The organism is Acinetobacter sp. FB (genome assembly GCF_056033405.1).
The window spans coordinates 1566405-1579042 of sequence record NZ_CM148502.1 but is presented as its reverse complement, the minus strand read 5'-3'; the positions used below and the strand labels follow the sequence as shown (position 1 = coordinate 1579042).

16 protein-coding genes are annotated in these 12638 nt (G+C 37.3%); all 16 read right to left on the bottom strand.

The genetic code is table 11. The features are described from left to right. Positions 1–8: 8 nt before the first annotated feature. The gene (locus AC0JIQ_RS07275) at positions 9–605 is read right to left on the bottom strand and encodes a 6-pyruvoyl trahydropterin synthase family protein (RefSeq protein WP_004662372.1); all 597 of its coding nucleotides are present in this window, start codon (positions 603–605) and stop codon (positions 9–11) included. A 110-nt stretch (positions 606–715) separates the two neighbouring features. Continuing rightward, on the bottom strand, positions 716–1672 hold the full coding sequence (gene gspK / locus AC0JIQ_RS07270; protein ID WP_474203118.1) for a type II secretion system minor pseudopilin GspK: 957 nt from the start codon (positions 1670–1672) through the stop codon (positions 716–718). Continuing rightward, entirely contained in the window at positions 1669–2298 is a 630-nt protein-coding gene (gene gspJ, locus AC0JIQ_RS07265) for a type II secretion system minor pseudopilin GspJ (protein ID WP_420002310.1), read from the bottom strand. The genes gspK and gspJ overlap by 4 nt, the downstream gene beginning before the upstream one ends. After that, positions 2298–2684: a type II secretion system minor pseudopilin GspI gene (gene gspI, locus AC0JIQ_RS07260; RefSeq protein WP_004662377.1), complete on the bottom strand. Its 387-nt coding sequence runs from the start codon at positions 2682–2684 to the stop codon at positions 2298–2300. The genes gspJ and gspI overlap by 1 nt, the downstream gene beginning before the upstream one ends. Beyond that, positions 2671–3222: a prepilin-type N-terminal cleavage/methylation domain-containing protein gene (locus AC0JIQ_RS07255; protein ID WP_005159908.1), complete on the bottom strand. Its 552-nt coding sequence runs from the start codon at positions 3220–3222 to the stop codon at positions 2671–2673. Before AC0JIQ_RS07255 ends, gspI begins: the two co-directional genes overlap by 14 nt. Positions 3223–3230: 8 nt before the next feature. Beyond that, the gene (locus AC0JIQ_RS07250) at positions 3231–3842 is read right to left on the bottom strand and encodes a TetR/AcrR family transcriptional regulator (protein ID WP_474203235.1); all 612 of its coding nucleotides are present in this window, start codon (positions 3840–3842) and stop codon (positions 3231–3233) included. 40 nt (positions 3843–3882) lie between these two features. Continuing rightward, positions 3883–4656 (bottom strand): TatD family hydrolase, encoded by a 774-nt coding sequence (locus AC0JIQ_RS07245; RefSeq protein WP_004662382.1) that lies wholly within the window; start codon positions 4654–4656, stop codon positions 3883–3885. A gap of 16 nt (positions 4657–4672) precedes the next feature. Further along, positions 4673–5017, bottom strand: coding sequence for a PilZ domain-containing protein (locus AC0JIQ_RS07240; RefSeq protein WP_004662384.1), 345 nt, complete (start codon positions 5015–5017; stop codon positions 4673–4675). Between the two features lie 338 nt (positions 5018–5355). Next, a complete protein-coding gene (locus tag AC0JIQ_RS07235) occupies positions 5356–6339 on the bottom strand; it encodes a DNA polymerase III subunit delta' (protein ID WP_269239545.1) in 984 nt (327 codons plus the stop codon). 2 nt (positions 6340–6341) lie between these two features. Continuing rightward, on the bottom strand, positions 6342–7103 hold the full coding sequence (gene kdsB, locus AC0JIQ_RS07230; protein ID WP_269239544.1) for a 3-deoxy-manno-octulosonate cytidylyltransferase: 762 nt from the start codon (positions 7101–7103) through the stop codon (positions 6342–6344). Positions 7104–7112: 9 nt separating this feature from the next. Continuing rightward, on the bottom strand, positions 7113–8120 hold the full coding sequence (gene lpxK, locus AC0JIQ_RS07225) for a tetraacyldisaccharide 4'-kinase (protein WP_474203117.1): 1008 nt from the start codon (positions 8118–8120) through the stop codon (positions 7113–7115). Positions 8121–8122: 2 nt separating this feature from the next. Further along, positions 8123–9850, bottom strand: a complete 1728-nt coding sequence (msbA, locus tag AC0JIQ_RS07220) for a lipid A export permease/ATP-binding protein MsbA (RefSeq protein ID WP_474203116.1) — start codon at positions 9848–9850, stop codon at positions 8123–8125. Further along, positions 9847–10275 (bottom strand): ExbD/TolR family protein, encoded by a 429-nt coding sequence (locus AC0JIQ_RS07215; RefSeq protein ID WP_474203115.1) that lies wholly within the window; start codon positions 10273–10275, stop codon positions 9847–9849. The genes msbA and AC0JIQ_RS07215 overlap by 4 nt, the downstream gene beginning before the upstream one ends. Before the next feature lie 14 nt (positions 10276–10289). Beyond that, on the bottom strand, positions 10290–10919 hold the full coding sequence (locus AC0JIQ_RS07210; protein WP_474203114.1) for a MotA/TolQ/ExbB proton channel family protein: 630 nt from the start codon (positions 10917–10919) through the stop codon (positions 10290–10292). Positions 10920–10966: 47 nt separating this feature from the next. Then, entirely contained in the window at positions 10967–11854 is an 888-nt protein-coding gene (locus AC0JIQ_RS07205; protein WP_474203113.1) for a ParB/RepB/Spo0J family partition protein, read from the bottom strand. After that, positions 11851–12633, bottom strand: coding sequence for a ParA family protein (locus AC0JIQ_RS07200; protein ID WP_005216479.1), 783 nt, complete (start codon positions 12631–12633; stop codon positions 11851–11853). Before AC0JIQ_RS07200 ends, AC0JIQ_RS07205 begins: the two co-directional genes overlap by 4 nt. Positions 12634–12638: the final 5 nt, after the last annotated feature.

Here is a 12638-nt window from a genome sequence, read left to right as displayed (position 1 = left end):
TTGCTGACTTAAATGTTAACTTGTAACTCTACATTTGGATTTTGGAATTTAATTCCGTTTTTCAGATTTTCATACATTTGAGGATCACTCCACTCGACTTGTACTTGCTCTGAAAAAATAATTTGGTCTAGGCTAAGTAAACCCATTTGCTCATTTTCAATATCTTCTAGAAAACTTTGTGCGTAACCTGTATCAGTTTCATGCACGATCACTGAATAGACCTCAACATCACCTTCACCATTCTGTGTTGTGGTTGAAGCGAGCACCTGTTGCGCTAGATAAAAGAAAATCCTTGAAAACTGTTCAGCTGATGGTGAAACTGGCAAGGCAACCCAACGTGCACTAAAAGTTTTACACGCTTGAATATATTCAGGATCATCTTTTTGCCAATAACAAATTGCGTGATCAAAACTGTCAAAAAGCTCTTTAATCACACCTTTTAATAAACCAAAATCATAGACCATTTGCCCATGATCTAATCTTGAGGCTTTTAACAGTAATTCAACCTTATAACTATGCCCGTGAATCGAACGCTTACAGCGATCTGATGTACAATTACGTACAATATGAGCATTTTCAAACTTAAATAATTTACGAATTAACATGCACCAAGCTGATCTATATCTGCAAACAAATTTTATTATAAAGCAAAAAAATCATCGGTGGGATTGATTTTAAGCCTTGTGACTATTCAATAATCCAATCTATACAAAGACTAGAATGGTGCAAGACTTCTTGAATACACAATCACTTGTTTATCTTTTCTCATCATTAAGCTCGTAAATTGACGCTTACGCTCACTTAGCATCACTTCAATTTGAGCCGTAAAATAATTTGACTTACTATCTAATAAAGATGCAGCATCGGTTTTACTCTGTTCATCAATCCCAGAAAAAGCACTTAATTTCCATAAATCATCTACATTATTAAAATGTGTTAACTCAGTTTCCTTGACTTTCAATTGTTGTTCGAGAGCTTTGACATCTACTTTAGAATCAATACTGGCTAATAGTAATGCAGGTGCTGTATTCATATTCACCTTAGTCTGTTCAGGTAATGCCGTGACATAAGGTTTGATCAAATCGTAGTTTTTGCCTTCAAAACCTCGTACAAGTTTTAATTCTTCTATACTATGAAACTTGGTATTCGGCGTTAAATATGCAGGATCCAGTCCTTGATAATAGCTACTCTCCGCACCCATCGCGCCAGTCACTTCATCATTTGTATCTTGCCAATCGATCACAGCTTGACTGAGTTCAGCAGGTAGACCTACGCGTTGCAATAACTTTTCAAACCAACGTCGAGCAGAATCATCAACTTGATTGCCATCATCCTTAACCAAATTATTTAGATTAAACTTTCCTGACTCATCTAGTAGTTTTCCTGAGACTGATCCATCTTCTACAGGAAATGGTGGCATCGGTTTTGCCCAGTTTTCCTGTAAATGGTCAATGCTACTACCATTATCGCTATCTTGAATGAGTAACTCTGAAAAAAAAGCTTCTGCACTTTTTGCGTACAATAACGATTGATCCTGACGCATCAAATAGCCCGTATTTTCAGCGTTATTGGTTTGTCGTTTTGCAATTGTTGCAGCCAAAATCGTTGCTAAAGCAACCATGACTAAAATCGTTAATAAAGCTACGCCACGCTGAGATGAATAGTTTTTCATGGTGGTGAGTTATTTCCCAACAATTGATTTGCATTCAGTAGACTATAAATCCACTCGTAATCCGTACCTGCAACACTAAGCTGTATTTTTAAGCCCAATGGTAATTTTTTTAACTCATTAATATTATTAGGATCACCAATATTTTCAGGCCATTGTGTCAGTTCCTGTGGATTCATGACGATTACTTTAAATTGATCTACGTTTTCTAATAAGGTACTTGAGATGGGTTGTACTCGATTTGGAATATTTAGATTTGAATATTTGAGTCGATAAACTTTTTTCTGTGTTGAATCGTAGCGATATTCAATGCGCTCATAAGGTGACAAACCTTGTTTCAACGGATCGGACACTCCTGCTTTGCTAAACATAAAACCACGATCATTTAGCACCAAAGCGGCTTGTAATTGTCGACCATCATTTGCCGTTAATGGAATAATTTGGAGACTATCTCTTAGAATCTGCTGATAGGCATCTTGTAACGCAAATAAATGTGTTTCATGCTCTGCATTACGATCTTTGACTTTTAATAAATAATCAAAAACTTTCCAACCAAGCATTGAAAGTACGGCAAAAATAGCAATTGCAACCAGCAATTCAACAAGGGTAAAACCCTTTTTAATTTTCATCATGTTTTAGCTTTTGCTGGATAATTAAAAAACACCATATTGGTGATGCCCGCTTCAACTTTACCTTGCTCAGTATTAAATAAACTTACTTGTAATTCGATACGTTGTATTTTTGGACTAATTGTAGCCTGTGCTTTTTTATCAATCTGCCAAGTCTCGCCTTGAGAAGTCACCTGTTTCGATTGCGTTCCATCTAACCATTCTTGATTCATTTCCATCATTGCAACTTCATTCATTGCAACGAACTGTGCTTTTGTTCGCAAAATCGCACTCGATGTAGATTGTGTATATTGCATGGCAATTTTTGTTAATGCGATTGCAGCAACAGCAAATATCGCTAACGCAACCATTACTTCCAACAGGGTAAATGCTTTAATCTTCTTCATTTATTTTACCCAAATGATCTATTTCAAACTCATGTCCAATTGGCTGTTGTTCATAATAAAATTGAATACGGACAGGCTTAACTTCACCATTACCAAACCATATGAGTTGCGGTGCTTTACCACCCAATAAGTCCTCATTTCTCGCTTTTCGATATTCTTCAGCATTTAAAGTTTGAATACTAAAGGACACGCTAGTCGGAAGCTCTCGAAGTTTAAACTCTTTGTATGGCTGCCAAGTCCGATCAGCTTGCTGAATTTGCTCATGGCTCTGATCATGATATTCAAACAAATTATAGCGGAATGGTGCAACGTCAGTCGCATTTTGAGTATTTAGGGCAAAAACTTTAGCTTGATCCGTTGATTCTTTATTAATCTTTTTTAAATCAAGTATAAACATTTCTCTGGCTTGCATCGCTCGACGCTGGTCCACACCACCAATATTCAGAACAACCAAAGATGTCATAATCGTCATAATTACAATCACCACCATGATCTCAATGAGGGTAAAACCTTGTTGTAATCTATGTGGTGATTTCATTTTATTTATCAGCCATTCGCTAAATATTCAATTTGTTTTGGCAAACCTAAAGCTTGATCAATATAAGCCACACGTAAGCTATCACGTGAACCTAAATAACGCTGATAGAAGCTCGAATTCAGAATAACTGCTGCACCATAAGTCAGAGACCAAATCGAAGCCAAATAATCACGCGTTGTCATCGAGCTATTTATATCTAATAAATAACTTTCTGTCATACGAATGATAATGCGTAAACGTTGACGACGAACTTTATACAATTCACTAAATAATAACTGAACACCTTGACCAGTCGTAGAGAGGCGCTCTTCAATTTGATGAAATAAAGCAGTACGTTCTGGATGATGTAAATGATGCAGCATGAAAAAAGCTAAATGCTCAGGGAAAGCTTTCTCTGTATCCTGAATCATTTCAAGCAGCATTCGTTCATTACGAATAATCAGCAACATATACAATTCATCTTTGCTCTGAAAGTGCTTATACAATGTGCCTTTAGCAAGATCTAATTCCGCCGCTAAAGCGTCCAAAGTCATGCCTGCTTCACCATTTTCTAATAGGAGTTGCTCAGCGATCTGAAAAATTAAGGCTTCTCGTGCTCTAAACTGAGCTTGGCGATCCATTTTCACGTGATAACTCTCTTTGCTAATACAACTAAACCGTTTACTTCAAATGAAGAAGATTCTCAAAATTCTGTGTGGTAATCATACCTATTTCTTCTACTGATTTCTGATATACATCCGCTAACGCCTTTGCAACATAAGGCACATATTTAGGCTCATTCGTTTTACCCCGATAAGGCATAGGTGCTAAATATGGACTATCCGTTTCAATTAATAACCGATCAAGCGGCACTTGTTTAGCTACATCACGTAATTCTTGTGCATTTTTGAATGAAACAATACCAGAAAAAGAAATATAGTAACCACAATCTAAAACAGCCTTAGCTGTTTCCCAGTCTTCGGTGAAACAATGCAAAATACCATGTGTGGACTGCTCTGCTTTTATAATATCGACAGTATCGTGTTTAGCCGACCGTGTATGCACAACCACAGGTTTTTTTACAATTTTTGATGCATGAATATGACGGGCAAAACATCGTTTCTGTTCTGCAATAAAATCTGTACTGTGATAATAATCTAAACCTGTTTCACCTAATGCCCATACCTTATCAGACTGAGCTAGCTCTACAAGGTAGTCTGTTGTTGCCCGCGCCATAATATGATCATCCTCGCATGGATGAACACCTACAGAATAACCCACATCATTATGGCGAGAAGCTATTTCAGCTAATTTTATATGATCGTCAAGATCAACTGAAATCCCCATAAATTTTGAAACACCTGCAAGACGAGCTTGCTCAAGCGCCTGATCTAGATCCCCATTATAGGGACTCAGATCTAACATCGTTAAATGACAATGGGTATCAACAAACACGCTTATTTCCTATTACTTACATTGTAAAACTTGGGCGATCCATAGCTTTTGAACCAGCCAATAATTTCTCAGCTTCATTTTTGTAATAAACACCTTTTTCACCAGCAAGCTGAATTGCAAAACCTTGTGGTTTAAAATGTGTTTGTTTATGCGAAATCCAAATCACCTTACCCGTTAGTGGAATTTTTTGTGACTGCTCTGGTAAAGTCGCTAAAACAAAAACTTCCTGTCCCATTTTTACAGCTTGTTTCGTGGAAACAAATAGACCGCCACCTTGCACAAAAGGCATATAACTCGATTGCAAAGTTGCTTTATCAGGAATATTGACCTGTATAATTCCGCCCATCATTTGTGGTTGCATAACATTCCCCTGTCAAATACAAATAACTTGAAATATCTATATTTTCATAGCATTAATAAATTTTTAAGCATATTTACATGCCTCTCAAATTCAATATTTTCTACCGTCAATTTAAAAAACTATAATTACTGCTCTTTTGATTATAGGAAACAATCCGACAAACAACAAATAATGTTTGAGGAAAACTGTTCGAAAACAAACAAAAATGGTTTTTATTTAAACAAATATAGCGTTGGATGAATCACGATTTCAGAAGTGATCACCATAACGAAAGCAAATGCTTTTCGGATATTACAAAATCAAGCATTCAATCAACATAAAAGATTTTAATACCCTATCTAAACCACATGCATCAATTGAATAAACAACTGATCTAGTACCAATTGTGTTTGTACATTTTGCTCAACCATCAATTTTTTCTGTTGCAGGTCAGAATAAATTTGAAATAAGCTTTCCAAGTCATAAAGCTGTGCAAGCTGTGTTAAATCTAAGTCTTTATTTCTCAAAGATTGATTTAATTTTATAGCGACTAAATCAGCTAATAAATATTCAAACATTGTCATAAATTCAGAGAAACTCAACTCTTTCGACCACTTGCTTGAATAACTTAAAGGCATATTCTTTTCTGCGACCAACTTAAACCAATCTTTCAAGAATAGATCTCTTTTATGCAACCAGTCACTCTGATTAATTTCAACGGCAGTCAATGGCATGCCATTTGCGAGATTAAGCAACAAATCAATGTGTTCAGCTGAAATATTCGGTATTTGCTGCTGAATAAAGTTTTGTGCATCTTGGGTATCTAGACGGTCTAAAGCGAAATGCTGCAAACGGCTTCGAATCGTTGCTGGTAATTTCAAATAATGATCAGCCAATAGAATCAGAATAACCCTTTCTCCAGGTTCCTCTAAAGTCTTTAGCAATGCATTTGCGGATGCCATATTCAAAGCCTCTGCTGGCTCAATCACAACGACTCGCCATCCATCACCAGTCTGCTGAACAAATGGCAATAAATCACGAATCTTTTCGATTTTTATCTTGGCATTTTGCTTTTTATTTTCTTCATCTGTGGTGATATGGACATATCGAGGGTGTGTATTAGACTTCAACCAAAGACAACTTGTACATTCACCACAAGCTTGTTCGGCTTGTTTGTTTAAACATAAGACCCATGCCACAAACCGCTCAGTAAATTGATGTTTCGCGCAACCATGTTTACCATAAAAAAGTAAACCATGACCTATATCGGGAAAACGCGTTGTCAACAACGCCCATGTCTGCTTGTGCCAAGGATAAACGGTTGTTGACTGCATACTCATCATAATTATTCAAATAAACTTACTGGTAGCGCATTTAAACGCTCTAGATCAGCTTGTGTATCTACACCCGGAGGCAGATTGGCTTCAGCAATATCGATCGCAATACGATGACCATTTTCTAATACGCGTAATTGTTCAAGACTTTCTAATTTTTCAAGATCGCCTTGTTCCCATGACACATATTCTTGCAACAATTTCACACGATATGCATATAAACCCAGATGACGAAAAGCACGATCATGCAACTTTGGCTGCTGTAATTTTGCACCATCACGATCATAAGGAATAGTTGCTCGACTAAAATATAATGCTTCTTTACGATTACTCATCACGACTTTGACGATACTGTCACGCTGGAATTCATCTAATGCGTGAATAGGCTCGCATAAAGTAGACATTGAGCAATGCGGTTGATCAACTAAAAGCTGAGTAACTTGTTGAACCAATTGAGCAGGAAGTAATGGTTCATCACCCTGTACATTGACAATAATATCATTTTCTGCCCAACCTTTTAGACGTGCAACTTCACTCAAGCGATCTGTGCCTGACGGATGATCAGTGCTGGTTAAAACCACATCAATTCCTTCCGAACGACACACTTCAGCAATACGATCGTCATCAGTCGCAACACATAAATCATCAAAACCTGCAACTTTCTTCGCTTGATCTACTACACGTAAAATCATTGGGCGACCATGAATAAGCAAAAGTGGTTTTGCAGGTAAACGCGAACTCGCAAAACGAGCAGGAATGACAATATGTTTCATGTTAGAACTCTAAGAAAATTGGATACCAACTTGTTGCAATTGTTGTTTCAATAAATCATAACAATCTGCAGATAAAACCGCTTCAACAGGCACAACCCAAATCGGAATATTAAATTCTGGGTATTGTTTCAATAGAACCTTAAACTTTACCGCATCTTTTTCTGTGGTAATAATTGCATCTTGATTATTAAAGGTGAGATCATCGATCTGATAATCATAATGATCAGCAAACTCATGTGTTTGATATTGCTTCACATTCAATTGATTTAGAGTTTGATAAAATCTTTGTGGGAAGCCAATACCAACAACCACATTAAAATACTTGTTTGGATCAAATACATTTAAATCTGTATTTAAATTTAAAAGATATGGCTGACCAATCGCTAAATGCATATTCCTTTGTGATTGAGCAATTTTAGTATGTTCAATGACCGTACTTCTATTTAAGCGTGATTTAGGCTCACGTAGATACCCTTCAGGCAGCAACTTTTCATTCCCCAAACCACGATTTTGATCTAGAACAATCCATTCAATTTGACGTGCTAATGCCCAATGCTGCAAACCATCATCGCTAATAATTAAATCGAGTTTTTCAGATTTCAATAATAATTCAATTGATGCTTGACGATTTGGCCCAACCGCCATGGGTACATGAGTAGATTGAACGATTAAGCACGGCTCATCACCAGCAAGATCTGGCTCAGACAAAGCATTAACCAAAACTGGAAAAGGTCCTTTGCCACCATACCCTCGACTAATTACACCAACGCAAACACCTTGTTGCTGTAAATATTTAACGAGCTGAATTAATAAAGGTGTTTTCCCACTTCCTCCAACCGTGATATTACCAATAATCATCACAGGAATTGGAGCTGTGTATTTTTTCTTAAGACCAACCTTATATAAAGTTTTATTTATTTCAAAAATTAAGCGATACAATAATGATAAAGGACGCAACACGATCAACCACGACGCTTTTTTATTCCAAGCATCTTGTACGTGTTGCACAATAGACATTATTAATTTTCCTCAAAATTACGTTGATGCAATTGATAATACACGCCATGTTTATCTAGCAACTCAGTATGTGTACCCTGCTCGATAATTTGTCCTTTGTCCATTACCACAATAAGATCTGCATTTTCAACTGTAGATAAACGGTGTGCAATCACAATCGTCGTACGACCTTGCATTGCTTCATCAAAAGCTTGTTGGATAAAGTATTCAGACTCATTATCAAGTGCACTGGTTGCTTCATCCAAGATTAAGATTGGAGAGTCTTTTAAGATTGCTCTGGCAATTGCAATACGTTGACGCTGACCGCCTGAAAGATTCAAACCTTGCGCACCAAGTATTGTGTCGTAACCCTGTGGCAAATTCATAATAAAGTCATGCGCAAAAGCAGCTTTCGCAGCTGCAATAACCTGTTCATCACTTGAGTCTTGAAGCTGACCATAAGCAATATTGTCACGCACTGAACGATTGAATAGCACAACCTGTTGATTGACTGTCGCAATTTGTGAGCGGAGATAAGAAAGTTCTATCTCTTGTACAGGAATATCATCAAAATAAATTTGCCCTTCACTTAATTCTTGAAAACGCGGCAGCATATTTACTAATGAGGTTTTCCCTGCACCAGATCGACCAACCAAAGCAATAGTCTGACCTGCTTTAATATCTAGACAAAAGTCCTTAATTGCATGCGTACCATCGGTATAACGTAAATTCGCATGATCAAATTTAATATTACCCTTCAAAACTGGCTTAAGCTGACCATTATTTATTTCTTCTGGCATATCAAGTAGTTCAAATACCGAATGCGCTGCTGCTAAACCACGTTGGAGCTTTTCATTAATATCCGTCAAGTTTTTCACTGGTTTTGAAATTAAACCTGCTGCAGTAATATAAGCCACAAACTCACCAGCTGAAGTATCACCAAAAACCTGAGGGCGTAAAGCCAGCCATAATATTATAGCCATTGCACAAGATAAAATTAACTGGACTATTGGACTATTAATATTTTGCACTATTACCATTTTTAAACCGCGCCGAAGATTCTCTTCAGAGGACTTATAAAAACGTTGCTGTTCAAATGCTTCACCTGTAAAACTCTTTACAACAGAATTCCCATTAATTGTTTCTTGAACCACATGATTCACATCACCCATAGTATTTTGAACTTGGATGGAGAGTTTGCGCATACGTTTCGCAGCTATACGAACTAACACACCGATCACTGGCATAAAAACAATAATACATAGTGTTAAACGCCAATTTGTGTAAAAAAGATAGCTCAATAATCCAATTACAATTAACCCATCCTTCACCAAAGTCTGTAAAGACTCAGAAGATGCTGCCGTTAATTGTTGCACGTTATACATTATTTTTGCGCTAATATGCCCAGAAGTATTATCAAGATAATATTGAGCAGGCAACCTCAATAACTTTGCATAAACTTCTTGACGAATACTAAAAACGAGTCGCCTTGATATAACAGCAGTAAAATATCCACCTAAAAATAAACCAACGCCGCGGAAAAACATTAATAAAACAATTAATGCCGGAAACCAATTTAAATTTTCACGACTACCATTTTGAATTGCATCAATAATAAACTTCAAAAGCTTTGCAACTGATACTTCAGTCATAGCATTGATAGCAAAACCAAGTAAAACCAATAAGGCAACGCCCCAGTAAGACTTTAAATAAGCTAAAAGGCGTGTGTAAACCTTAAAATCTTGACTCACTCAGTAAAACCTCTCGTTGGAACTTTGGTGCTAATATTTACGTTAACAAAGCCTAATTGACCTGCTACATCCATTACACGAATCACATCTTCATGTCTTGCTTTTGCATCAGCTGCAATAATAAACATAAAATCACGACGATCCTGTGCAGCTTGTTTAATCGCAGTACTGAGATCGGCACTATCTTTGGTCGATAATGCTTGACCATTCACAGAATAATGTCCCGTGGAGTCTACCATGATTTCAATTTTGTGATCGAATTGTTTAGGTGGGACACCTTGAGCATCTGGTAAAGTAAGATTTATACGGCTTTGTTGACTAAATGTCGTAGATAACAATAAAAACACCAAAATGAATAACATACAGTCAATCATTGGCGTCAAATTGATATGAATATCTTCAACTTGAGAACGTTTAAATTTCATAATGTCACCTATGCTCAGCTTGCACGGCGATGTTCTTGCACATGAGGTACTTTTTTGTAGAAAAGTGCAGCATGAAATAATGTTGATTGTTGTTCTAACTCAGCAATATATTCATGTACCACACGTTGAAAATAACGATAAGCAATCATTGCCGGAATCGCAATCAGCATACCTACAGCCGTCGTAATCAATGCTTTAGAAATACCAGGCATCATCATACTTGCATTTCCAGCAGAACCGATATCAATCACTAAAAACGATTCAATAATACCAAGTACTGTTCCTAACAAACCAAGCAAGGGTGCAATCGCGCTCAATGTACCTAAAAAGTTAATATTTTTTTCTAGATAGCTGATTTCTTGGGAAGCTGTTGCTTCCATTTGTGCACGCGCAAACTGCTCACCTTGATCTTGATGATCATAACCAGCTTTTAAAATACGACCTAACGGACTTTTTACAACGTCATCTTGCTCTAAATGTGAAATAACATTGTCCACATTTGAGCCTTGAACCAGTAATGCTTGAGGTAAAACTTGTGACCGTCTTAAGCGAATATATCGCTCAATTGTAATAGCAACCGTAAAAATTGATGAGAAAATAAGCGGTAGCATTAACCAACCACCCGCTTTCACAAGTTCCCACATATTATTCCCCAATAATATTTAAAATATAAAAGGACGCACCTTAAATATTAGTTAGGTAAACAAATATTTAAAATTCCATCCAACTCATCCAATGAGTGATAATGAATGACCATTTTTCCTTTACCTTTTTGGTTATGGTCAATTTTAACATTTGCTCCAAAACGTTCCGATAGTTTCTGAGTCAATTGTTCAATATCAGGAGAAACCTGCACCTTTTTCTTTTCAGGCTTTGGTTCACTCCACTCACGTACTAACTGTTCAGTCTGACGCACTGACAATGCTTTTTCAATTACGATTTTAGCAACATCCATTTGCTCTTTTGCTTTTAAGGTCAGAATGGCGCGAGCATGCCCCATATCAAGTTGACCTTGTTGCATTAAGTCTTTAATTGGATCAGCCAAACTTAATAACCGCAATAAGTTACTCACCGTAGTACGAGCCTTACCTACTGTATCCGCAATTTCTTGATGACTTAAACCAAATTCATCATGGAAACGCTGCAAAGCCACGGCTTGATCAATTGGATTGAGATCTTGTCGCTGAATGTTTTCAATTAACGCCAATGCAATTGCGACTTGGTCATTTAAGTCACGTACAATTGCCGGAATTTCAGCCAAACCTGCTAATTGGGCAGCACGCCAACGACGCTCACCCGCAATAATTTCGTAGGGGTGTTGTTCATCGTCCACTGGACGAATCACAATCGGTTGCATTACGCCATGCTTCTCAATTGATGAAGCAAGTTCCTGTAAATCTTGTTCTTGAATAAAACGGCGTGGCTGATATTCGCCACGTTTCAGTAAATTGACATCAATTTGCTTGAGTTGACCATGATCCAAAGCCTGTGCTTCAAGTTGCAATTTCTCTTTTTGAATTGAACCCAATAGTGCATCTAAACCACGACCTTTAGCCAATCCGCGTTTTTTGATGCTCATACAGCACTTCCTTTTTTCACTTTACTTTTCTTCAACATTTCTGCAGCTAAATTCAAATATGCAACTGCGCCTTTTGAGCTTTTTTCGAAATAAATCACTGGTAAGCCATGTGCTGGCGCTTCAGCCAAGCGAATATTCCGAGGGATCACCGTTTCGTATAACTTTTTACCAAAATATTGCTCTAACTCAGCAGACACATCACGGGTTAAAGCATTACGAGCATCATACATCGTACGTAACACCCCTACAATTTCCAAGTTTGGATTCAGGGCTTTTTGTATACGATCAATTGTTTGTGTCAAATCTGCCAAACCTTCCAAAGCATAATATTCACACTGCATCGGAATAATTACACCATTGACCGCAGCCAAAGCATTCACAGTAATCAAACTCAGGCTTGGTGCACAATCTACAATAATATAATCAAATGCTGAATCTACTTCTTGTAACGCATTTTTGAGAATAAACTCTCGCCCTTCTTGCTCGGCAATTGCTAGCTCAACGCCAGCAAGTTCACGATTTGCACCTAAAACTTTATAACCAACCTCAGCTTTCTGAATTGCTGTTTCAATTGGCACTTCTCCAAGTAAAACATCCGTAATTGAATACAGAAGATCATTCTTCTGAACACCAGACCCCATAGTGGCATTACCCTGAGAATCCATATCAACCAACAATACGCGCTTTTTCAAGATTGCTAAAGAAGCAGCAAGATTAACGGCTGTTGTGGTTTTCCCCACGCCACCTTTTTGGTTTGCAATCGCAATAATTTGAGCCATGATTA

Bases quoted from the DNA above. Each gene is read 5' to 3' on its own strand.
- AC0JIQ_RS07275 (WP_004662372.1), bottom strand. From the start codon at position 605: ATGTTAATTCGTAAATTATTTAAGTTTGAAAATGCTCATATTGTACGT.
- gspK (WP_474203118.1), bottom strand. From the start codon at position 1,672: ATGAAAAACTATTCATCTCAGCGTGGCGTAGCTTTATTAACGATTTTA.
- gspJ (WP_420002310.1), bottom strand. From the start codon at position 2,298: ATGAAAATTAAAAAGGGTTTTACCCTTGTTGAATTGCTGGTTGCAATT.
- gspI (WP_004662377.1), bottom strand. From the start codon at position 2,684: ATGAAGAAGATTAAAGCATTTACCCTGTTGGAAGTAATGGTTGCGTTA.
- AC0JIQ_RS07255 (WP_005159908.1), bottom strand. From the start codon at position 3,222: ATGAAATCACCACATAGATTACAACAAGGTTTTACCCTCATTGAGATC.
- AC0JIQ_RS07250 (WP_474203235.1), bottom strand. From the start codon at position 3,842: ATGGATCGCCAAGCTCAGTTTAGAGCACGAGAAGCCTTAATTTTTCAG.
- AC0JIQ_RS07240 (WP_004662384.1), bottom strand. From the start codon at position 5,017: ATGCAACCACAAATGATGGGCGGAATTATACAGGTCAATATTCCTGAT.
- AC0JIQ_RS07235 (WP_269239545.1), bottom strand. From the start codon at position 6,339: ATGATGAGTATGCAGTCAACAACCGTTTATCCTTGGCACAAGCAGACA.
- kdsB (WP_269239544.1), bottom strand. From the start codon at position 7,103: ATGAAACATATTGTCATTCCTGCTCGTTTTGCGAGTTCGCGTTTACCT.
- lpxK (WP_474203117.1), bottom strand. From the start codon at position 8,120: ATGTCTATTGTGCAACACGTACAAGATGCTTGGAATAAAAAAGCGTCG.
- AC0JIQ_RS07215 (WP_474203115.1), bottom strand. From the start codon at position 10,275: ATGAAATTTAAACGTTCTCAAGTTGAAGATATTCATATCAATTTGACG.
- AC0JIQ_RS07210 (WP_474203114.1), bottom strand. From the start codon at position 10,919: ATGTGGGAACTTGTGAAAGCGGGTGGTTGGTTAATGCTACCGCTTATT.
- AC0JIQ_RS07205 (WP_474203113.1), bottom strand. From the start codon at position 11,854: ATGAGCATCAAAAAACGCGGATTGGCTAAAGGTCGTGGTTTAGATGCA.
- AC0JIQ_RS07200 (WP_005216479.1), bottom strand. From the start codon at position 12,633: ATGGCTCAAATTATTGCGATTGCAAACCAAAAAGGTGGCGTGGGGAAA.